The following is a 19,773-nucleotide window of genomic DNA, read 5'->3' as shown; positions in this document are numbered from 1 at the left end:
CACCCTGCTAGAGGATGCCTTTAATAACAATTTCATCGATAAGATATCAATTCTATGGCACACCATGACCTTTAGAAGCCACCCATACGCGATACCATTGCTCTCGAGTAAGTTCGATGTTCAATGCATTAACTGCAGTTTGCACACGCTCGATTTTACCAGAGCCAATGATTGGAATAGGGTTAGATGGCAAACGACGTACCCAGGCATAAATTACTTGATCAATACTCGCTGCGCCCACTTCTTCACGAATTGCTTCTAATTCGTTACGGACACGAACAGCTTGCTCACTGTCACCACTAAAAATTGAACCACCACCGAGGCAAGACCAAGCCATTGGTCGCGTGCGGAACATTTGCATTTGATCAAGCGTTCCATCGTGAGCAACCTCAAAGTTAAGTGGGTTGATTTCCACTTGGTTAGTAACCAACGGCTTACCTAAGCGAGATTGCAGCAGTTCAAACTGGCGTGGAGTGAAGTTAGACACGCCAAAGTGCTTCACTTTGCCGACTTTGTGAAGCTCAGAAAATGCTTCTGCAACCTCGTCTGCATCCATTAACACGTCAGGACGATGAATTAAAAGTACGTCGATTTCATCCACATTCAAACGTTCTAGCGAGTTATTCACCGATTGGTAGATATGTGCTGAGCTCGTGTCGTAGTGATTGATCTTACGCTCTGGCGTTTTATCGCCACACAAATTGATGTCGCATTTCGTCACGATCTGAATTTGCTCACGAACACTCTTGTCTAAAGCTAGCGCTTCACCAAACAACGCCTCACACTCGTAATTGCCGTAGATGTCGGCGTGATCGACCGTCGTAATGCCTAACTCAATGTGTTGCTTAAGAAATGACAAACGCTCTTGAGCCGTCATTCCCCACTCAACTGCACGCCAATATCCTTGAACCAGCTCTGAGAACTCTGGGCCTTTTGGTGCAGTTACTACTTTTGCAACCATGGGTTTTCTCCTTCAATTGATCTGCATTCATCGTAGTCTTGTTTTCGTACCGGCTCAACGGGTAAACTTTCGCAATTCGAACTGGAGTACGAAATATGTCTTTTGCCCAACGCCTAGCCACCCTGATCGGAGAAGAAAGCATCAGCGGGTTCGCTCGACGCGTCGATGTGTCTGAAGCTTTAATACGCAAATACCTTAAAGGCAGTGAACCTAGCCTAACCAAAGCAAATCAAATTGCAATGCGCGCCAATTGCTCTCTCGAATGGTTAGCAACGGGATGTGGTTATTTATATCGCCGTGCTGAAGTCGTGGATATGGATGCGTACAAACTTGCCTTTCAACACGTTATGAATCAGCCGTTGTCAGACGATGCAGAAGAGCTACACCGCAAGCTAATTGCAGGATATCAATACCTGCGCGCTCACAAAAAATCGGATGGTTTTTTGGATGAATCAGCAATGGCGACCTTCCTATCTCTCCATAAAGAATCTAAAAACGAGTCACTTTGACCTCGATAATTTCGCCATCACTGCGCAAGTGCACATTTAAGGACGGTGATGGCGTAAGAAACTCGTCCGGTTTTACCCAAAGCAAACTTCGAATCGTTTCTTGTGGATAGCGGTTCATCAACAAAATAACTTCTTTATCGACAAGCTCGGAAGATTTCTTTTCCAGAGCTTCAACGACATCATATTGCTCTTTTCCGATAGTGACTCTGCGTAAAACTAACCCATCCTTTCTTAAGTTGAGAAGTAAGTCATTCAGACGCTGCCACTCGTATTCAGTAAGAAACGAGAACTGAGCACTTTCTCTTCTCAAAATCACTTCACCATACAAGTGCTGCTGGTAGTACGAAAAATCATCCAAACAAAATGCGCTGATAAACGTTGAGTTGTCTCGCAGCTGCACTTCGCAACCATACCAGCTTCCACTTTTTTCTATACGTTCTTTTAGATTGGAATATGGCATTGCTGACAACGTGTCTTGCCACCAGCTCGGCGTTGAAAGTGCCGGAAACGTTACCGAACAACAACATAAAGAAAGTAAGAGTCGAAGATAAAAGCGCATGCACTGCTCTAGTCGGTTGACATCGAACCAAGACATTACTAACTGCAAGAAAATGTTCAAGAGAAAAATAGTGGCAGGTGGCGATGAAAGTTATAACGCAGAAATTAAGAAGGCGCACATGTTCGTGCGCCTCTACCTCGTTACTCAATCGTGAGTGTGCGAATCGGCGATGTCTATTGATGCATCCCGAACATAAAACGAGGACTTACCGTAGGGTTTGAATCCATCCAAATTGTGTGTAAAACCTCACATCCCTCCTTCTGAAGCAGTCATGTTGCTTTACATTTAAAGCATGGTTCATTTTTCTCAAAAAACAAGTTTTTTATCCTAAATTATGAGAGCAATAGCACAATCTGAGTGAATGAATAATATCGCGACACTTCGAACACTCAATAGTGAAAAGCTAAATTGCATCTTTATTGATTAGGTCTAGACTCTGCGAAGCGTATACTTTCTTTCGTCCCTTCCCCCCAGCAACAGGAGAGCTTTTTAATGACCAAACGCGAGAGAATTGTGAAATCTGTGTTGGCGCACGTACCGAAAGATGCGATTAACCAGTTTGTCTCTCGAGGGTCAACACCATTTTCTGTTCTCATTATGGCCGCCATTGTGGGTACGTTGGCTGGTTTTGTCGGTACGTATTTCGAGCTTGCCGTTCATTTCGTTTCTGAAACACGAACAGAATGGTTAAGAAGCGAAATTGGTAATGTTCTACCGTTGTGGCTGGCAGCGGTTCTCATTAGCGCACTTTTAGCTTTTATTGGCTATTTTCTTGTGCACCGCTTTGCGCCAGAAGCGGCAGGTTCTGGTATTCCTGAAATCGAAGGGGCAATGGATAATATTCGTCCAGTGCGCTGGTGGCGAGTTCTACCAGTAAAATTCTTCGGCGGCATGGGCGCACTTGGCTCAGGTATGGTGCTGGGTCGTGAAGGCCCAACCGTTCAAATGGGGGGCGCTGTTGGTCGAATGGTGACCGATATATTCCGGGTAAAGGATGACGATACCCGCCACTCCCTGCTCGCTTCTGGTGCTGCTGGCGGTTTGGCTGCGGCTTTTAATGCCCCACTCGCAGGCATTATGTTCGTTGTGGAGGAAATGCGACCTCAGTTTCGCTACTCTTTGATCTCAATTCGCGCAGTGATCATTTCTGCCATTATGGCGAACATAGTGTTTCGCGCCATCAACGGGCAAGACGCCGTTATCACTATGCCGCAATACCAGTCGCCAGAGCTTCAAACCCTATGGCTGTTTTTATTGCTTGGCGCATTGTTTGGCGTGTTTGGCGTGATCTTCAATAAACTGATTACCGTGGCACAAGACAGTTTTGTCGCAATTCACAAAAACGATCGTAAGCGCTACTTGATTGTGGGTTCGCTACTGGGAGGCGTGTTTGGTTTGCTTCTTTTGTACGTACCCCAACTAACTGGTGGTGGTATCGGCCTTATTCCTGACATTACTAACGGTAACTACTCGGTATCTATTTTAGTTTTGCTTTTCTTTGGTCGTGTAATTACAACCCTGCTCTGTTTTGGTTCTGGTGCGCCGGGAGGCATCTTTGCACCTATGCTTGCTCTGGGAACCTTATTTGGTTATGCGTTCGGAGCAAGTGCTGATGTCTTGCTCCCTGCGCTTGATATCGAGCCTGGTGTATTTGCGATTGCGGGCATGGGTGCCCTGTTTGCAGCAACGGTACGTGCACCGATTACAGGTATTCTGTTAGTGATTGAAATGACGAATAACTACTACTTAATCCTGCCATTGATCATTACTTGTTTGGGCGCTGTGATTATTGCTCAATTGTTGGGTGGACAACCTATTTACAGCCAGCTGCTGCATCGCACAATCAAAAACGAAAAGTTACGCCAACAGGATCTACCGGAGAATCAATCAACATAACATTCTCTTTGTTATCACTTCGCTCCAGACTATCGAAGGGTTTGGAGCGATAAACTCTGCATTTTTACATCTTTTCCCAAATATTCGATACCAAACTCACAAAATTATCATTCTCTGATATTTGCTCACCACCTTTCATGAGAAACCCCTCTCCATACTTGTTAGTATTTGCTACTTAAATAGAGCATTTCATCCAAATCGTCATGTTTCGTTTCATTCAGGCAAAAATCAAATGGAGTAGATTTGAACTGGAGAAGACTTGTGCAGTTTTATAGTGTCCCGCCGTCTCAAGCCGCGTTGGCACTAGGTATGATAGGTTTAGGGCAAGCTTGGGCACTCTATGTTCCTGAGATTGGTGAACCGATACGCCCATTTTTGGCGTCACTCGGCGCACTTTTACTCGCCCCTGTACTCATAAAATATGCCGCTAATCCACGATTATTCATGGTCGACATTCGTCACCCGCTGAGTGGTAGTTTAATGGCACCAATGAGTATGGCGTTACTGATCCTTGCAGATTATCTTGCCGCTGTAGCGCCTATCATCGCTTATCCACTTTGGTTTATGGCGCTTTTGCTGCATTTTACTATGATGGTGCTGTTTTTTAGCTTTCAGCTAATGAACTTCAAAATGTCCAATATCGTACCGAGTTGGTTTCTTTATCCGGTGGGGCTAATCAGTAGTTCACTAGCCGGTTCTCAACTAGGTCACAACTTATTCTCCGAAACATTAGCGATGATGTGCATCGGCATTTATTTCTTCATGCTGCCACTCGTGTTGTATCGTTTGGTGTTTTTCGGCTCTCTACCAAGGCGAGCAAGACCGACCCTCGCGATTATGGCCGCGCCGGTAAACTTGTCATTAGCAGCATACTTGGTGAACTTTCCCTTACCTGATCCGATACTGACAGGCGCATTGGCCGGGATCGCCATCACTATGACTTTATTGATCTACTTATGTTACTTCCGCTTACTTCGCTTGAAGTTTCAACCTTCTATCGCGGCAGTAACCTTTCCTTCCGTGATCAGCGCTATCGCAATGCATCGCTTAACCTCTTTTTTTGCCGAATCGCACCCTCACTGGCACTGGCTACACGACTTTGGTTTTCTAGAGCTCAGTATCGCGACTGTATTGGTTGTTTGGGTATCGGCAGGTTACGTCAAAATGTATTGGCCAGAAATCATGAAGTCATTTTCTAAACAAGTATAAAAAAAGGATGGCGTTTGCCATCCTCTTAGAAACTTGCTTAGTTACCTAGCGTAAACCGTGCAGAAATTCGGCACGCGTTGCTGGGTTGCTCTTGAAGATGCCACCCAATGCAGTTGTTGTCGTTTCGCTAGTTGCATCCATCACACCGCGAGATTTCACGCAGTAGTGTGTTGCGTCAATCGTCACTGCCACATCATCGGACTCAAGCAGCGTTTGAAGTGCAACAAGAATCTGCTGAGTCATACGCTCTTGTACTTGTGGACGCTGAGCAAAGAAGCGAACGATACGGTTGATCTTTGACAGGCCAATGATCTTTCCACGTGGAATGTAAGCCACAGCGGCCTTGCCATCAATGGTCACAAGGTGGTGTTCACAAGTACTGGTTACGGTGATGTCCTTCACGCGAACCATCTCGCTCACGTTCATCTTGTTCTCAATCACTGTGATTTTAGGAAAGTTGGAGTAATCCAGACCAGAGAAGATTTCGTCAACGTACATCTTAGCAATGCGGTGAGGGGTTTCTTCTAGGCTATCGTCGGTAAGGTCAAGTTGAAGTAGACCTAAGATCTCACGCATGTGGTGCTCGATCTTCTCTTTCTTCTCTTCACGACTTACGTTGTTTGGACGCATTGGCGTTTCCAAACCGCGTTGCTCTAGCGCTTCTTTTACTAACTTCGCTGACTCGCTAAGACCTGACATTCCACTTCCTCTTTTGTTTTACTTCAGCCTTCGTACAAACCCAATCAAAATTGCATTCATACTTTTCGCTTTGAGTTGCTCAGTTCGTGTCTTTACACCAAGTCACATCAGATGAAGGTACTGAGCTGATTTTCTTGAGCTCCGCAGGTTTTTTACCCCTTTTGGATGGCTGACAAGGATACTCGGATTTTTGAATAATTACACCCATATTTTATAGGTGGACATTCTTACTCAGTCCCCTTTTATGGTAAAGTTGCCACAAAACAAAAGAACACAGGATTTTCTCAATGGGCTGCTGCGACGCACCTGGCTTGATGCCAATTGAAGAAGCGATGGACAAAATGCTATCGCGAATCAAACCTATCCAAACAACGCTTTCTCTTCCACTTGCTGACGCACTGGGTTTTGTACTGGCAGAAGACATTTTGTCTCCTATTCACGTACCACCATTCGATAACTCAGCAATGGATGGCTACGCTATTCGCATTCAAGATCTTGAGTCATCTTCTGTATTGCCTCTGGCAGGTAAATCATTTGCAGGACAACCTTTTGAAGGTGAATGGCCTCAAGGTACCTGTGTTCGCATCATGACTGGCGCAAAAATCCCACAGAGTTGTGATGCCGTTATCATGCAAGAAAACACTGAAGTAACAGATGCTGGCGTTCAGTTCAACCAAACTGACGTGAAGCCACAAAACAACATCCGCCCAACAGGTGACGACATCAAACAAGGCGACATCGTACTGGCAAAAGGTGCACGTTTGACACCTCGCGATATTCCGATGATTGCGTCGCTTGGTGTTAGCCATGTGACAGTAGTACGTAAGCCAAAAGTTGCTTTCTTCTCTACTGGTGATGAACTTAAACCACTGGGCGAACCGCTAGACGAAGGTCAGATCTACGACAGCAACCGTTACGGTATTAAACCACTTATCGAGAACTTCGGTTGTGAAGCCGTTGATCTTGGTATCATTCCAGATTGCCCAGAGACTCTGAAAGCAACCTTTGAACAAGCGCAAACATTGGCAGATGTGGTTGTGACCTCAGGCGGTGTTAGTGTGGGCGAAGCGGATTACACCAAAGACATTCTTGAAGAGCTTGGTGAAATCGGTTTCTGGAAGTTAGCAATCAAGCCGGGTAAACCTTTCGCATTTGGTAAGCTAAGTACAGCTTGGTTCTGTGGGCTGCCGGGTAACCCTGTTTCTGCAGTTCTTACTATGTACGTGCTTGTTCAACCAATGCTGGCAAAACTTGCAGGCCATACAGAATGGAAAGCACCCGAATCTATTCCAGCAACAACCAAAACCGCCTTTAAGAAAGCGCCAGGTCGTACCGATTACCAACGTGGTATCTATACATTGGAAGATGGCAAGTTTGTCGTTGAAACAACCGGTAACCAAAGCTCTGGTGCATTCCGCTCAATGAGCCTAGCGAACTGTTTTGTTGTATTGGAACGTGAACGCGGCCGAGTTGAAGTGGGCGAAACGGTTCAGATTCAACTATTCAACTCAACCCTTTACTAGGAAGACGTTGTGGATATTCTTTCCGATCAGGAAATGTTGCGTTACAACCGCCAAATCATTCTTCGTCAGTTTGACTTTGAAGGACAAGAAGCACTCAAACAAGCATCTGTATTGATGCTTGGTGCTGGCGGTTTAGGCTGCGCATCAAGCCAATATTTGGCGACTGCTGGTGTCGGTAAAATCACGCTGATTGATGATGATATCGTCGAGTTGTCTAACCTTCAGCGCCAAGTACTGCATCACGATGCGGATATTGGTCGTAAGAAGGTAGAATCAGCGGCCGATGCACTACGCGAGCTTAACCCGCACATCATTGTAGATACCATCGCAAAGCGTCTTGATGATACAGAGCTAAAAAGCTTGATCGAACAGCACACTATTGTTGTCGATGCATCAGATAACGTCGATACGCGCAATCAACTTAACCGCCTATGTTTTGCGACCAAAACACCGCTGATTTCAGGCGCGGCCATTCGCATGGAAGGCCAAGTGAGTGTGTTTACTTACGATGATCCAGCGCAACCATGTTACCAGTGCTTAAGTGCCCTCTTCGGCAGCGATGCGCTAAGTTGTGTCGAAGCCGGAATAATGGCGCCTGTTGTGGGTATTGTTGGCGCAGTGCAAGCGATGGAAGCGATTAAAGTGATTGCTGATTACGGCCAACCAAAGAAAGGAAAAATTCTGATTTTGGATGCGCTCAGCATGTCTTGGCGAGAAATGAATCTGATGAAAATGCCCTCCTGTCCGGTTTGTAGTTAGTTCTATACCTCTAATCATTCCCAAAAAGCCCAACTCGATGTTGGGCTTTTTCTCATTTTGACAATCAGATTTACAACCCTTCTTCTTACAAATCTTAGCTCTATAAAATTCAACAACTTAAAACTTGGCACATTCCTTTCATTGCATATATCACGAACCAATGAGAGGGCGAATTATGAAAAGGACATCACTACTACTTGGGTCTCTAATAGCGAGCGCTTACGCACAAGCGGCGCCATTTGATACGTGCCCAAGCCAAGCATACCTATTCCAATCAACCCCGGTTCAAATCTATGGCGTCAATTTGGTTACAGGCTCTACGACTCTTTTAGAGGACGACACAGGTTTGGCTTCGGGCATCAACGGTGTAGGCTTTAACTTCACTGACCGTTATATCTACGGCTACGACACCACAAACAAAAAGATTGTTCGTCTTGGTCAAGACTTCCAAGCAGAGACACTTAATGTTTCGGGTCTTCCTACCGACCACACGTTTTACGTAGGTGACGTTTACAACCACGTCTACTACTTGTACCGCAAAGGCAAAGGACTTTTCTCCATTGACCTTTCTCCGCTCGATTCTGATCCAAATGCGACATTGAGCATCGTGAAAATCAGCTCAACAGCAACTGTGAACCTAACCGACTTTGCATTCCATCCAGGTGATGGCTCCCTTTACGGCATCGACAACAACTCTGGTGTGCTATATCAGTTCAACCCATCAAACGGTAGCGCAACTGCGATAGGTGACACAGGTGAGAAAGGCACATTTGGTGCTGGCTACTTCGATGTAAACGGCAACTACTACGTGTCACGCAACCAAGACGGCAAAATCTATCGTGTTGACCTTTCGGAAGGTAACGCAGCCAATATCGCAGCAGGTATCGTTCCTGCGGTTGAGTTTGTATCCAACGGTCCAAGCTCAAGCCAAAATGACGGTGCACGTTGTGCAAATGCTCCGGTGATTAACGAAGACGAGCCAATTGATTTCGGTGATGCTCCAGACAGCTACCACACAACACTTGCGTCAAACGGTCCTCGTCACGAAGTGGACGGTGTAACTTGGCTTGGTTCCGTCGCTCCAGATGGTGATGCCGACGGACAGGCAAACGATAACTCTGTGGGCACAGCCGATGAAGATGGTGTTGGTTTTGTATCCGCACTTGATCCAGGCTTAAGCTCAATTGTGAATGTGACAGCTTCTACTTCTGGCTACCTATCAGCATGGTTTGACTGGAACCGCGATGGTGACTTTGATGATGAAGGTGAGCAAGTCTTTACCGACCAATTACTGTCTGCGGGTAATAATCCCCTACCGTTTGTAGTTTCAACCGCTGCAACGGAAGGTTCAAGCTGGAGTCGATTCCGCTTTAGCCAACAAACCGGATTAAACTACGATGGTGGCTCAACGTCTGGTGAGGTGGAAGATTACCCAATTACCATCACTGGTAATGGTTACTCAGTGGAGTATTTCCCGAGTGCAGAAGATTACGCCACCGTGGCTTACGAAGATAACTGGCCATACACCGCAGACTACGACATGAACGATGTGGTCGTGAAATTCCGCATCACTGAAACCAGTCTTGCTGGTCATGTTGAGAATATCCAGATTACAGGTGACCTAGCGGCCTACGGCGCAAGTTACAAAAATGGCTTCGCAATCCGACTACCGGGTGTATTGAGAAGCTCGATTGAAAACGGATTAACAACGCTATCCTTCAATGGTGTAGAGCAAGCATCTAATGGCTTGGAAAGTATTTCTGATGAAGCCATTTTCATCATCAGTGAAGACTTAAGCACACACGCGGCGAGCAGCTGTAGCTACTTCCGCACCGAGTCTGGCTGTGATGATAACGTTTCACTCACCTTTACCTTGAATGTGTACTTCACTGAAGGCTCTGACCGTTCAGCTATTCAAGCCATGCCATACGACCCGTTCATCTTCGCAACGCCTGGGACTTATCATGGCGACGGGATTACCTTCCAGCCAGGTCGTAAATGGGAAGTTCATTTAGCAGACCAAGCACCAACAGAACAGTTTGATGACCAAAACCTCTTCGGTGTCGGCGTCGATGCAAGTGACCCTGCACAAGGTGTGTACTTCAAAACAGCAAACAACTTACCTTGGGCACTGTTGATAGTAGAAGATTGGGATTGGCCGCTAGAGCGTGTAGACATGGTCGATGCATACCCTCAATTCCAAACTTGGGCTGAGTCTGGTGGCGAACTAAGCACAGATTGGCACACCGCTCCAACACCTAACAAATGCTACATTCCATAGGGAGATAACATTATGAAAGCACTTATCACAATCATCATGGGATTAGCACTAACAGCTTGTGGCGGAGGCGGTGGCGGCGGAGGTGGTAACAGTACACCACCTTCACCAACCCAAACCACCATTGCAGAGGAAGAGACTACCCAACAGGAAGAAACAACTGAAGAAGAGACAACGGTAACAGTGGAAGATGCAACCATGCAGGATCTAGTAGTACCAGATGGCTTTAGCTACAACCCAGTGACGGAAGGTACGCTCAATGTAGACATCAGTGGTTTCTCTTCACAACGAGCACACCTAAGCGTGTACAAAGAGTTTGTCGAGAACAGTTCAGGTAACTACGATGCAAAATACCCAAGCAAAGTCGCATCGGTTCCACTCAACAATGGTACAGCAAATGTCGACTTTAATGTTTCTGATAGCCAAGGTAGCCTACTTGTTGAAATTTGGTTCTATGACGGTAGTGACCCAATTCAGAAAGTGATTACTTCTGGAGACAACACTTGGACCATGTAACTGGGTAAATCGAAAGCTGTCTTTCAGAACAAATCTTCAATCTTTAACTTAAAAATCGCATCGTTCTTTTGAACATGCGATTTTTTTGTTGTAAAACAGTAAGATTATCCACCTAGCAAACTAAAGACAATGCAAGCACTGATTAGTACTGATGAACTCAATAGCCTTCTCGGCCAACCTAACGTCAAGCTCCTCGACGCTAGTATTGCGTTTCAAATCCCTTCTGAAGGCAAAAAGATTCAAGATAAGTGGATTCCAAATACTTTACGCTTTGATTACGACAATGACTTTTGCTTACCCGGTTCTTCTCTGCCGCATATGATGCCAACAGAAGAAGGCTTCAACCAAAGTGCGAAACAACTCGGTTTGAACAACGAAGATTTGATTGTGGTTTACGACAACTCTGGCACTTTAGCCGCGCCAAGAGCTTGGTGGATGTTCAAAGCTATGGGACATGATAATGTTCGAGTCTTAAACGGCGGTCTTCCTGCTTGGATTGAAGCCGGATTTCCTGTCGAAAGTGCCCTATCGCAACCAAGCGAAAAAGGTAACTTTGCGGGTAAGCTCAATCAAAATGCCTTTTTGAGTGCACAAGATGTTCTTGCTCATTCCACCAATAAAAGTGCAAATATCATCGATGCCAGAGCCAAAGCACGCTTCCTTGGTGAAGTGCCTGAGCCACGAGAAGGTCTACGTAGTGGGCACATTCCAAATTCGGTTTGCTTACCGTTTCAAGAACTCTTAACCAACGGTCACATTAAACCAAATTCAGAGTTGCAACAGATATTTAGCGCACTAACGATAGATAGTGACACTTCAATTATTTTTAGTTGCGGCTCCGGTGTGACCGCATGCATTTTATTACTCGCGGCGTATCAAATTGGTCTGGACAATCTGTCGGTGTACGACGGTTCTTGGACCGAATGGGGTGCAGACCACTCTCTACCTATCGAGCGTTAAGACAAGTGTCTGTTTAACAAAGTATCTTACGTTTATCTAAAGATGATGTGTTCCAATATACTAAACGCAGCTTCTAAACCAAACTTGTCATTTCGAAATAGAAACTGGCTATGAGTGATTTGTCACCCCTCATAGCCTGACTACATCAAAAGCCGACTATTTCCGTTAGCGTTCAGATGTCGCGTTGCCGTGCATTTGCTCATCTAAGTTGAGCACGGTTAATGCGTTGCTAACGCTCGTGGCGATCACGTCTATCGCTCCAGTTCTTAATGCTCCGAGTAGAGCGAGTGGCTTGCTGTTCTCAGCTGCGATCGCAATGACTTCCGAGATCGGCCGAAACTCTTCAATACCAAGTCCAATTACTCGGTCACTCATTACCGTGTTCGCTACATTACCGTGAATATCAAAGAAGTCATAACCTGCAAAATCCCCTACCACACCTTGTTGAAGTCTCGACTGAACCACTTCATCAGGCGTAAACCAACCTAAGTCGACCATGTAACTGTTTTCGCTCATGTCACCAATACCAACCAAAGCGACATCGGCTTTACGTGCTAGGTCGAGCGTTTGTTTCACGGTTGCATTTTGCATAAAGGCCAACTTCTGTTCTCTGTTTTCTGCGTAAGCCGGCGCATAAAGTGTTTCAGAGGTCCCCCCATATTTCTTCGCCAACTGACGACAAATATGGTCGGCGTTATACATACCGCCACGCGGATGAATACCACCAATGCCACACACAAATTTACAATCACGCGGCGTAATAACACCAATATGGTGAGCGACAGACGACACGTTGCGCCCTTGTCCGACCGTCACCACCATGCCGTTTTTGAGCGTGCTAGTGAGATAATTGGACACCAATCCCGATACCTGTAGTCGTTGCGCTTCTTCATTCGGTTGATCAAGAGCAACAAGCGCGCGCTTAACGCCGAATCGCTCGATCAAACGTTGTTCAATCTTGGCGCTGAACACCGGATGGTATTTAACGGTAATTTCAACAATGCCTTCATCACGCGCCTGCTTGAGCATTCGCCCGACCTTTGCGCGTGATATGGCAAATTTTCTCGATATCTCTTCCTGAGTCGCACCGTCTTGATAATACGCGACGGAAATCTCTGTCAACAAATCCGTGTTTTCAATGGAAATATCTTGATTAGAACTGCTCATGGTTTCTCTCGCCCTTTAAGAGGATCGATATTGTATGCAATAAGTGAACATATGCTCATTGACTTAGCATATGTTCTTTATCAATTTAAACGCTACATTTGCTCATCGCAATAACATTTTCTCACTACAATTTTTTACCCTCTTGGACAACGCTCAAGCTTTGAACAATAAGGGCAAACGTTTATTTGGGTTAACCACTAAACACACAGTAAAAAAACGTTGATGAAGTTCACTATAAGTCCATTTCAGCGATTGACTTTCAGCATAGATAGGATAAATATGGACACATCATTTACTCAGCTATCGATCAAATGTTCATAGCATTTGTTCGGTAACGAAATTTTCCGTAGTTGGCTGAGCAGATGTCTCATTAAATGCGATGAGACGGTTAGCTAACTCGCTTGCAAATGCACAAGCTGTGATAACAAAAATCACGCTTAAGCCCATTTAAATAGGATGATCGATTATGAGCAACAAGTTAGAGCAACTTCGTAAACTAACGACTGTAGTAGCAGACACTGGCGAGATTGATGCAATTAAAAAGTATCAGCCAGAAGACGCAACAACTAACCCTTCTCTTATCCTTAAAGCCGCTCAAATCGCAGAGTACGCACCTCTAATCGATGCTTCAATCGAATACGCTAAAGCACAGAGCAACGACAAAGCTCAACAAGTTCAAGATACTTGTGACATGCTTGCAGTAAACATCGGTAAAGAAATCCTAAAAACTATCCCAGGTCGTATCTCTACAGAAGTAGACGCTCGTCTATCTTACGATATGGAAGGCAGCGTAGCGAAAGCTCGTCAACTAGTGAAAATGTACAACGATGCTGGCATCACTAACGACCGTATCCTTATCAAACTGGCTTCAACTTGGGAAGGCATTCGCGCAGCTGAGATCCTAGAAAAAGAAGGCATCAACTGTAACCTAACGCTTCTATTCTCGTTCGCTCAAGCACGTGCTTGTGCAGAAGCGGGTGTATTCCTAATCTCGCCATTCGTTGGTCGTATCATGGACTGGTACAAAGCGAAAGAAGGCCGTGACTTCGAAGCTCAAGAAGATCCAGGCGTACTATCTGTAACTAAGATCTACAACTACTACAAAGAATACGGCTACAAAACTGTAGTTATGGGCGCAAGCTTCCGTAACATCGGTGAGATCTTAGAACTAGCTGGTTGTGACCGTCTAACTATCGCTCCTGCTCTACTTGCAGAACTAGAAGCAGCTGAGGGTGAAGTAGTTGAGAAACTAGTTGATTCTAAAGGCGCAGCTGAGCGTCCAGCACCAATGACTCACGCAGAGTTCCTATGGGAACATAACCAAGACCCAATGGCTGTTGAGAAGCTGGCTGAAGGTATCCGCAACTTCGCCGTTGACCAAGGCAAACTAGAAGCGATGATCGAAGCTAAGCTTTAATTGCTTACCAAAAGCGAGTAGCCCGTCTACTCGCTTTTACCATCAGCACTATTTTCAAAAAATTCTATTTGAACTTGTTTCGGCGAGTTCCCTCTATTTAAATCAAATATCGAGAAGTAATCACTATGGATCGTAAACATCTAGCAAATGCAATCCGTGCGCTAAGCATGGATGGTGTTCAACAAGCTAACTCTGGTCACCCAGGTGCACCTATGGGTATGGCTGACATCGCTGAAGTTCTTTGGCGCTCTCATCTAAACCACAACCCATCAAACCCTGAGTGGGCAGACCGCGACCGTTTCGTACTGTCTAACGGCCACGGCTCAATGCTGATTTACTCTCTACTGCACCTTGCAGGTTACGAGTTGTCTATCGACGATCTGAAAAACTTCCGTCAGCTTCACTCTAAAACTCCTGGTCACCCAGAGTATGGTTACGCGCCAGGTATCGAGACCACAACGGGTCCGCTAGGTCAAGGCATCACTAACGCGGTTGGTATGGCTCTAGCTGAAAAAGCGCTAGCAGCACAGTTCAACAAAGAAGGCCACGACATCGTTGACCACTTCACTTACGTGTTCATGGGCGACGGCTGTCTGATGGAAGGTATTTCGCACGAGGCATGTTCTCTCGCAGGTACTCTAGGTCTAGGCAAGCTGATCGCGTTCTGGGATGACAACGGCATCTCTATCGACGGTCACGTTGAAGGTTGGTTCTCTGACGACACACCTAAGCGTTTCGAAGCTTACGGTTGGCACGTAATCCCTGCAGTCGATGGTCACGATGCTGACGCAATCAACGCAGCAATTGAAGCGGCGAAAGCGGATCCACGTCCTACACTTATCTGTACTAAGACTATCATCGGTTTTGGTTCACCAAACAAATCTGGTTCACACGATTGTCACGGTGCGCCACTAGGTGCAGAAGAAATCGCAGCAACACGCAAAGAACTAGGTTGGGAGCACGGTCCTTTTGAAATTCCGCAAGAAGTCTACGCAGAATGGTCAGCGAAAGAAACAGGCGCAGCTAAGGAAGCAGCGTGGAACGAGAAATTTGCAGCTTATGAAGCAGCGTACCCTGAGCTGGCAGCTGAATTTAAACGCCGCGTAAACGGTGAGCTTCCTGCACAGTGGGAAGAGAAAGCAAGCCAAATCATTGCTGATCTTCAAGCTAACCCAGCAAACATTGCATCACGTAAAGCGTCTCAAAATGCTCTAGAAGCATTTGGTGCTCTACTACCAGAGTTCATGGGTGGTTCTGCTGACCTAGCACCTTCTAACCTAACAATGTGGTCTGGTTCTAAGTCTCTAGAAGCAAGCGACTTCTCTGGTAACTACATCCACTACGGCGTACGTGAATTCGGTATGACAGCGATCATGAACGGTATCGCGCTACACGGTGGTTTCGTTCCTTACGGCGCAACATTCCTAATGTTCATGGAGTACGCACGTAACGCAATGCGTATGGCTGCGCTGATGAAAATTCAGAACATCCAAGTGTACACGCATGACTCTATCGGTCTTGGCGAAGATGGTCCAACTCACCAACCAGTTGAGCAAATGGCATCGCTACGCCTAACACCAAACATGAGCACATGGCGTCCATGTGACCAAGTTGAGTCCGCTGTAGCTTGGAAACTAGCGATTGAACGTAAAGATGCACCGACAGCACTTATCTTCTCTCGTCAAAACCTTGCGCAACAAGAGCGCACAGCAGAACAAGTAGCAGACATCGCGAAAGGTGCTTACATTCTGAAAGATTGCGAAGGCAAGCCAGAGCTAATCCTTATCGCAACAGGTTCTGAAGTTGAACTAGCAGTAGAAGCAGCAGCACAGCTAACTACTGAAGGTAAGAAAGTACGCGTTGTTTCAATGCCATCAACAGATGCATTTGACAAACAAGACGCCACTTACCGTGAAGCTGTACTGCCATCAGACGTAACAGCACGTATCGCAATTGAAGCAGGTATTGCTGACTTCTGGTACAAGTACGTAGGCTTCGACGGTCGCATCATTGGTATGACTTCATTCGGTGAATCTGCACCAGCCGGCGAACTATTCAAAATGTTTGGTTTCACGACTGAAAACGTAGTGAACACAGCAAAAGAGCTACTCGCGTAATTGCAGTAAAAAGATAGTCAGTTTTCTCTATTGCGAATGTGAAAACTGAAAAGCCCCACCAGCAATGGCGGGGCTTTCTTTTATCTGGCTCCTATTCGCATAAACGCAGCCAGGACATAAACATCACAACTTTCGTTACGACTATTTGTCTTCAAATCGAAGTGCGAGCTGATAGAAATCTTGTACTTGGTCTTTCAACTGTCGGCTATTTTGCTCAACTGAATGTGTTGCTGCCAAGTTTTGTTCTGCGGTCGAAGCGATAGAATGAATGTGCTGGTTTACATCACTAGATAGCTTTAACTGGTTATTCGCCGCTTCTGCTACATCAACCATCAGCCCACTCATGGTTTGCATCATCTGTTCAACTTCAGACAAACGCAACGCGCTTTGTTCTGCTACTTGAGAACAGGCATCGGTTTGCTCTTTGTTTGCCAGAATATCTTTCTGCCAACTTTGAATCGTTGCCAACATAGTGGAGATAGAAGCTTGGATTTGTTCAGTTGCATTGGATGTTCGCCGAGAAAGCGCGCGGACCTCATCAGCTACAACAGCAAAACCACGACCTTGCTCCCCTGCTCTTGCCGCTTCAATCGCCGCGTTGAGTGCCAGTAAATTGGTTTGCTCTGCGATCCCACCAATCTCTTCCATCAAATGGTTCACCTTCTGTGCCTGATCACTCAGTTGATACGTCGTTTCCGTCGCTTTTTCAGCTTGAAGGCTTAACTTCGCTAGATTGGTGTGCGTTTGATCGATGGTCTCCTTCGCCATCAAGCATGACTTCAATGTATCATCAATCAACATATGGGCATCATTGGTACTCGAAGAAACCGAATTTGCCGACGACTCCACCTCTTGGGTAGCATCTCGCACACGATGAATATCGGTATTTTGCTGATTTAATGCAGCCGAGACTTCTGCCGTTGTTTGACTAAGCTCTTCGGCGCAATGCTGCAAAGGCAATGCGGAGTCAGTCATTCTTCCTAACACGGTTCGAATTCTTGCGGATAGCATTTTGATATGGAAATCGGCAATCGAAAATGCCGTGTTACCGGAATAGATCAAGCGACTTACGCTGTCATATTGCTTTTGTAACTTTTTAAGTTGCTGAGGTGTATCAATTAACTCTTGGCGGAATAACAGAGCCAGAACACTTGCAGGTAACGCACTTGCAAGCCAAGCCAACGGCCCTTCAACAGACAACGCATATGCGGTTGCAGGTGCGGTTAGTGCACCAAGTAGAATCGCATAGCGAATGGTTTCATTGATTTTCAACGACCAAGTTCGGCCAGACTTCTCTGCAGCACGCATGCTTTTGTAGGCTTTTGTCGCAATATCAACCCACTCTCGCTTTGGTTTCACGCGCACTGATTGATACCCAACAACATGGTTGTCTTCGTAGATAGGGGTGACATAAGCATCAACCCAATAGTAACCGCCAGACTTAGTGGCATTCTTAACCATTCCACGCCAGGCTTTACCTTGTTTAAGGCGTGCCCACATGTCACCGAAAGCGGCTTTAGGCATATCATTATGACGAACTATATTGTGGTTCTGACCGACAAGTTCTTCGTGAGTGTATTCAGCAACGCGGCAAAAGGCTTCATTACAATATGTAATAACACCTTGTAAGTTCGTTGTTGAGACGAGTTCCTCAGACTCCCTCACGAGAGTTTCTTGAGCTTTATGAGAAATATTGGCTGACATAGACGAAACTTCTTTAGTTTTTATTGATTTTCGGCAAGATATATACAGGATTTTTATTTTTATTACAAAAAGTTAGATAAAAAGTCTTATCAAATCGACATTTTTATTGTGGGAATTCACATTATCGATAAAAACATAAAGAAGAGATTGTTGATTTGAGCTAATAAACAAACCCGACACGATCGGCCGGGTTATATATTAAGCCTTAATTAAGCGGTTTGTGATTCTGGCTTTTTATTCGTTTTTAACGCAAACATCGCGATAACGAGTAACACAAATGGAAGAACATACAAATTAAGATTCTGCCAACCTACGGTAGACTCAAGCCAACCAGATAGTAATGCGGTGATGGTGACACAACTGAACACGAAGAATTCATTAAACGCTTGAGCCTTGCTTCTGTTTTTCGCTTCATAGCTTTGACTAAACAGCCCGGTTGCTGCGATAAACATAAAGTTCCACCCTATTCCTAACAGGATTAAAGCAAGACTAAAATGCCAGATAGACACTCCATGTATATTAATTCCAATACAAGCAACAAATAGCAATCCACCCGCCAAAATCATATTCTTAGCGCCAAACCGCTCTATCAGACGGCCCGTGACAAACGCAGGTGCAAACATACCCAACACGTGCCATTCGATCACTCCCGCCGCTTTATCAAAATCAAAGCCACAACCAATCATCGCTAAAGGAGTTGCTGTCATTAAAATGTTCATCACCGCGTACGCAACCATTGCCGCGATAACTGCCAGCATGAAATTAGGTCGACGAATAATCAGTCTCAGCTTATCCGCCTTAGCGTGTAGCGCCTGCGTGTGTGCAGGTGGAAAACGAATGGTTTGTAGCACAACCAACGCGGTTATATAAAGCACGACAAGCACAGCAAATGCACTAATGTATAAGCCATCATCTGACCACTGCTGCGAGTACACGGCCAGATTAGGCCCAAGGATCGCCGCTAACACCCCACCCGCCATAGATATCGAAATCGCCCTATGCCTTGCCGACTCTTCACACACTTCAATGGCAGCAAACCTGTATAGAGTACCGAAACCTATACCAACACCAAGCAAAAACGTAGACATGCAGAACAGATAGAAGTTTTGTTGACTTAATGCATACGTCGCTAGACTAGCACCCAAAATGCCAATGACATTACCAAGGCTAAAACCAAGGCGACGCCCTAACTTGCCCATAATTAGCGACGCAGGAATTGTCGCGGCCATCAGTCCCAAAAACTGCAGTGCAACTGGTAATGTGATAAAACTTGATGACGGCGCAAGTGTTTTGCCAATAAGGGCAATAACAGATATGAGTAAAATATTCCCTGTCATTAATAAGGCTTGGCAGAGGGATAGAAGCCATACATTACGATTCAATTCCAAATTCCTTTTGGTTACAACGTATACAGATAACATATAGGAAAGCAGAAACAATAGAAAGATATGAGAGTAATTCTCAACAAAAAGAGCCAGAGGCATAGTACCTCTGGCTCT

General features: G+C 45.5%; 16 protein-coding genes. 10 read left to right on the top strand and 6 right to left on the bottom strand.

Annotated features, from left to right (window positions below):
• Positions 1-52 precede the first annotated feature (52 nt).
• A complete protein-coding gene (locus R7Q38_RS01810; protein WP_151515713.1) occupies positions 53-961 on the bottom strand; it encodes an aldo/keto reductase family oxidoreductase in 909 nt (302 codons plus the stop codon).
• A gap of 95 nt (positions 962-1,056) precedes the next feature.
• Between R7Q38_RS01810 and R7Q38_RS01805 the strand changes: the two genes are divergently transcribed.
• Positions 1,057-1,470 carry a helix-turn-helix domain-containing protein gene (locus tag R7Q38_RS01805; RefSeq protein ID WP_005387686.1) on the top strand — a complete coding sequence of 138 codons (414 nt, stop codon included), beginning with the start codon at positions 1,057-1,059 and terminating at the stop codon, positions 1,468-1,470.
• On the opposite strand, the gene R7Q38_RS01800 is transcribed toward R7Q38_RS01805, so the two are convergent.
• Positions 1,451-2,065: a hypothetical protein gene (locus tag R7Q38_RS01800; RefSeq protein WP_239939142.1), complete on the bottom strand. Its 615-nt coding sequence runs from the start codon at positions 2,063-2,065 to the stop codon at positions 1,451-1,453. The genes R7Q38_RS01805 and R7Q38_RS01800 overlap by 20 nt on opposite strands.
• Before the next feature lie 456 nt (positions 2,066-2,521).
• On the opposite strand from R7Q38_RS01800, the gene clcA reads away from it, so the two are divergent.
• Complete coding sequence (gene clcA, locus R7Q38_RS01795) at positions 2,522-3,925, top strand: H(+)/Cl(-) exchange transporter ClcA (RefSeq protein ID WP_005373473.1); 1,404 nt, start codon at positions 2,522-2,524, stop codon at positions 3,923-3,925.
• 261 nt (positions 3,926-4,186) lie between these two features.
• Positions 4,187-5,134 (top strand): TDT family transporter, encoded by a 948-nt coding sequence (locus R7Q38_RS01790; RefSeq protein ID WP_017819907.1) that lies wholly within the window; start codon positions 4,187-4,189, stop codon positions 5,132-5,134.
• A 45-nt stretch (positions 5,135-5,179) separates the two neighbouring features.
• Here R7Q38_RS01790 and folE read toward each other — a convergent pair whose 3' ends face one another.
• A complete protein-coding gene (gene folE / locus R7Q38_RS01785; protein WP_005373478.1) occupies positions 5,180-5,833 on the bottom strand; it encodes a GTP cyclohydrolase I FolE in 654 nt (217 codons plus the stop codon).
• Between the two features lie 287 nt (positions 5,834-6,120).
• Here folE and moeA point away from each other — a divergent pair, with 287 nt between their 5' ends.
• From moeA to R7Q38_RS01760, 5 genes are all read left to right on the top strand, one after another.
• Entirely contained in the window at positions 6,121-7,356 is a 1,236-nt protein-coding gene (gene moeA, locus R7Q38_RS01780) for a molybdopterin molybdotransferase MoeA (protein ID WP_239939141.1), read from the top strand.
• A 9-nt stretch (positions 7,357-7,365) separates the two neighbouring features.
• Positions 7,366-8,115, top strand: a complete 750-nt coding sequence (gene moeB, locus R7Q38_RS01775; protein ID WP_239939140.1) for a molybdopterin-synthase adenylyltransferase MoeB — start codon at positions 7,366-7,368, stop codon at positions 8,113-8,115.
• Positions 8,116-8,290: 175 nt separating this feature from the next.
• Positions 8,291-10,396: an LruC domain-containing protein gene (locus R7Q38_RS01770; RefSeq protein ID WP_213866809.1), complete on the top strand. Its 2,106-nt coding sequence runs from the start codon at positions 8,291-8,293 to the stop codon at positions 10,394-10,396.
• Positions 10,397-10,408: 12 nt separating this feature from the next.
• A complete protein-coding gene (locus R7Q38_RS01765) occupies positions 10,409-10,909 on the top strand; it encodes a hypothetical protein (protein ID WP_130546363.1) in 501 nt (166 codons plus the stop codon).
• Between the two features lie 129 nt (positions 10,910-11,038).
• Positions 11,039-11,869 carry a sulfurtransferase gene (locus R7Q38_RS01760; RefSeq protein ID WP_042522665.1) on the top strand — a complete coding sequence of 277 codons (831 nt, stop codon included), beginning with the start codon at positions 11,039-11,041 and terminating at the stop codon, positions 11,867-11,869.
• Positions 11,870-12,034: 165 nt separating this feature from the next.
• Here R7Q38_RS01760 and R7Q38_RS01755 read toward each other — a convergent pair whose 3' ends face one another.
• Entirely contained in the window at positions 12,035-13,036 is a 1,002-nt protein-coding gene (locus R7Q38_RS01755) for a sugar-binding transcriptional regulator (RefSeq protein WP_005387670.1), read from the bottom strand.
• A 466-nt stretch (positions 13,037-13,502) separates the two neighbouring features.
• Between R7Q38_RS01755 and tal the strand changes: the two genes are divergently transcribed.
• Together tal and tkt are read left to right on the top strand one after the other, a co-directional pair.
• Positions 13,503-14,453 carry a transaldolase gene (gene tal, locus R7Q38_RS01750; RefSeq protein WP_005373488.1) on the top strand — a complete coding sequence of 317 codons (951 nt, stop codon included), beginning with the start codon at positions 13,503-13,505 and terminating at the stop codon, positions 14,451-14,453.
• A 125-nt stretch (positions 14,454-14,578) separates the two neighbouring features.
• Positions 14,579-16,570 (top strand): transketolase, encoded by a 1,992-nt coding sequence (tkt, locus tag R7Q38_RS01745; RefSeq protein WP_136976715.1) that lies wholly within the window; start codon positions 14,579-14,581, stop codon positions 16,568-16,570.
• Positions 16,571-16,711: 141 nt separating this feature from the next.
• On the opposite strand, the gene R7Q38_RS01740 is transcribed toward tkt, so the two are convergent.
• Together R7Q38_RS01740 and R7Q38_RS01735 are read right to left on the bottom strand one after the other, a co-directional pair.
• On the bottom strand, positions 16,712-18,274 hold the full coding sequence (locus R7Q38_RS01740; protein WP_213874306.1) for a methyl-accepting chemotaxis protein: 1,563 nt from the start codon (positions 18,272-18,274) through the stop codon (positions 16,712-16,714).
• A 209-nt stretch (positions 18,275-18,483) separates the two neighbouring features.
• Positions 18,484-19,656, bottom strand: coding sequence for an MFS transporter (locus R7Q38_RS01735; RefSeq protein ID WP_021035943.1), 1,173 nt, complete (start codon positions 19,654-19,656; stop codon positions 18,484-18,486).
• Between the last annotated feature and the right edge of the window lie 117 nt (positions 19,657-19,773).

Source organism: Vibrio sp. Vb0598 (assembly GCF_033338935.1).
GTDB classification, from domain to species: domain Bacteria; phylum Pseudomonadota; class Gammaproteobacteria; order Enterobacterales; family Vibrionaceae; genus Vibrio; species Vibrio alginolyticus.
This window is presented reverse-complemented; position numbering and strand designations above follow the sequence as displayed.

What these genes read in the sequence shown, in the direction of transcription:
- R7Q38_RS01810 (WP_151515713.1), bottom strand. Translation starts at nt 961, where the DNA reads ATGGTTGCAAAAGTAGTAACTGCACCAAAAGGCCCAGAGTTCTCAGAG.
- R7Q38_RS01805 (WP_005387686.1), top strand. Translation starts at nt 1,057, where the DNA reads ATGTCTTTTGCCCAACGCCTAGCCACCCTGATCGGAGAAGAAAGCATC.
- R7Q38_RS01800 (WP_239939142.1), bottom strand. Translation starts at nt 2,065, where the DNA reads ATGTCTTGGTTCGATGTCAACCGACTAGAGCAGTGCATGCGCTTTTAT.
- clcA (WP_005373473.1), top strand. Translation starts at nt 2,522, where the DNA reads ATGACCAAACGCGAGAGAATTGTGAAATCTGTGTTGGCGCACGTACCG.
- folE (WP_005373478.1), bottom strand. Translation starts at nt 5,833, where the DNA reads ATGTCAGGTCTTAGCGAGTCAGCGAAGTTAGTAAAAGAAGCGCTAGAG.
- moeA (WP_239939141.1), top strand. Translation starts at nt 6,121, where the DNA reads ATGGGCTGCTGCGACGCACCTGGCTTGATGCCAATTGAAGAAGCGATG.
- R7Q38_RS01770 (WP_213866809.1), top strand. Translation starts at nt 8,291, where the DNA reads ATGAAAAGGACATCACTACTACTTGGGTCTCTAATAGCGAGCGCTTAC.
- R7Q38_RS01765 (WP_130546363.1), top strand. Translation starts at nt 10,409, where the DNA reads ATGAAAGCACTTATCACAATCATCATGGGATTAGCACTAACAGCTTGT.
- R7Q38_RS01760 (WP_042522665.1), top strand. Translation starts at nt 11,039, where the DNA reads ATGCAAGCACTGATTAGTACTGATGAACTCAATAGCCTTCTCGGCCAA.
- R7Q38_RS01755 (WP_005387670.1), bottom strand. Translation starts at nt 13,036, where the DNA reads ATGAGCAGTTCTAATCAAGATATTTCCATTGAAAACACGGATTTGTTG.
- tal (WP_005373488.1), top strand. Translation starts at nt 13,503, where the DNA reads ATGAGCAACAAGTTAGAGCAACTTCGTAAACTAACGACTGTAGTAGCA.
- tkt (WP_136976715.1), top strand. Translation starts at nt 14,579, where the DNA reads ATGGATCGTAAACATCTAGCAAATGCAATCCGTGCGCTAAGCATGGAT.
- R7Q38_RS01740 (WP_213874306.1), bottom strand. Translation starts at nt 18,274, where the DNA reads ATGTCAGCCAATATTTCTCATAAAGCTCAAGAAACTCTCGTGAGGGAG.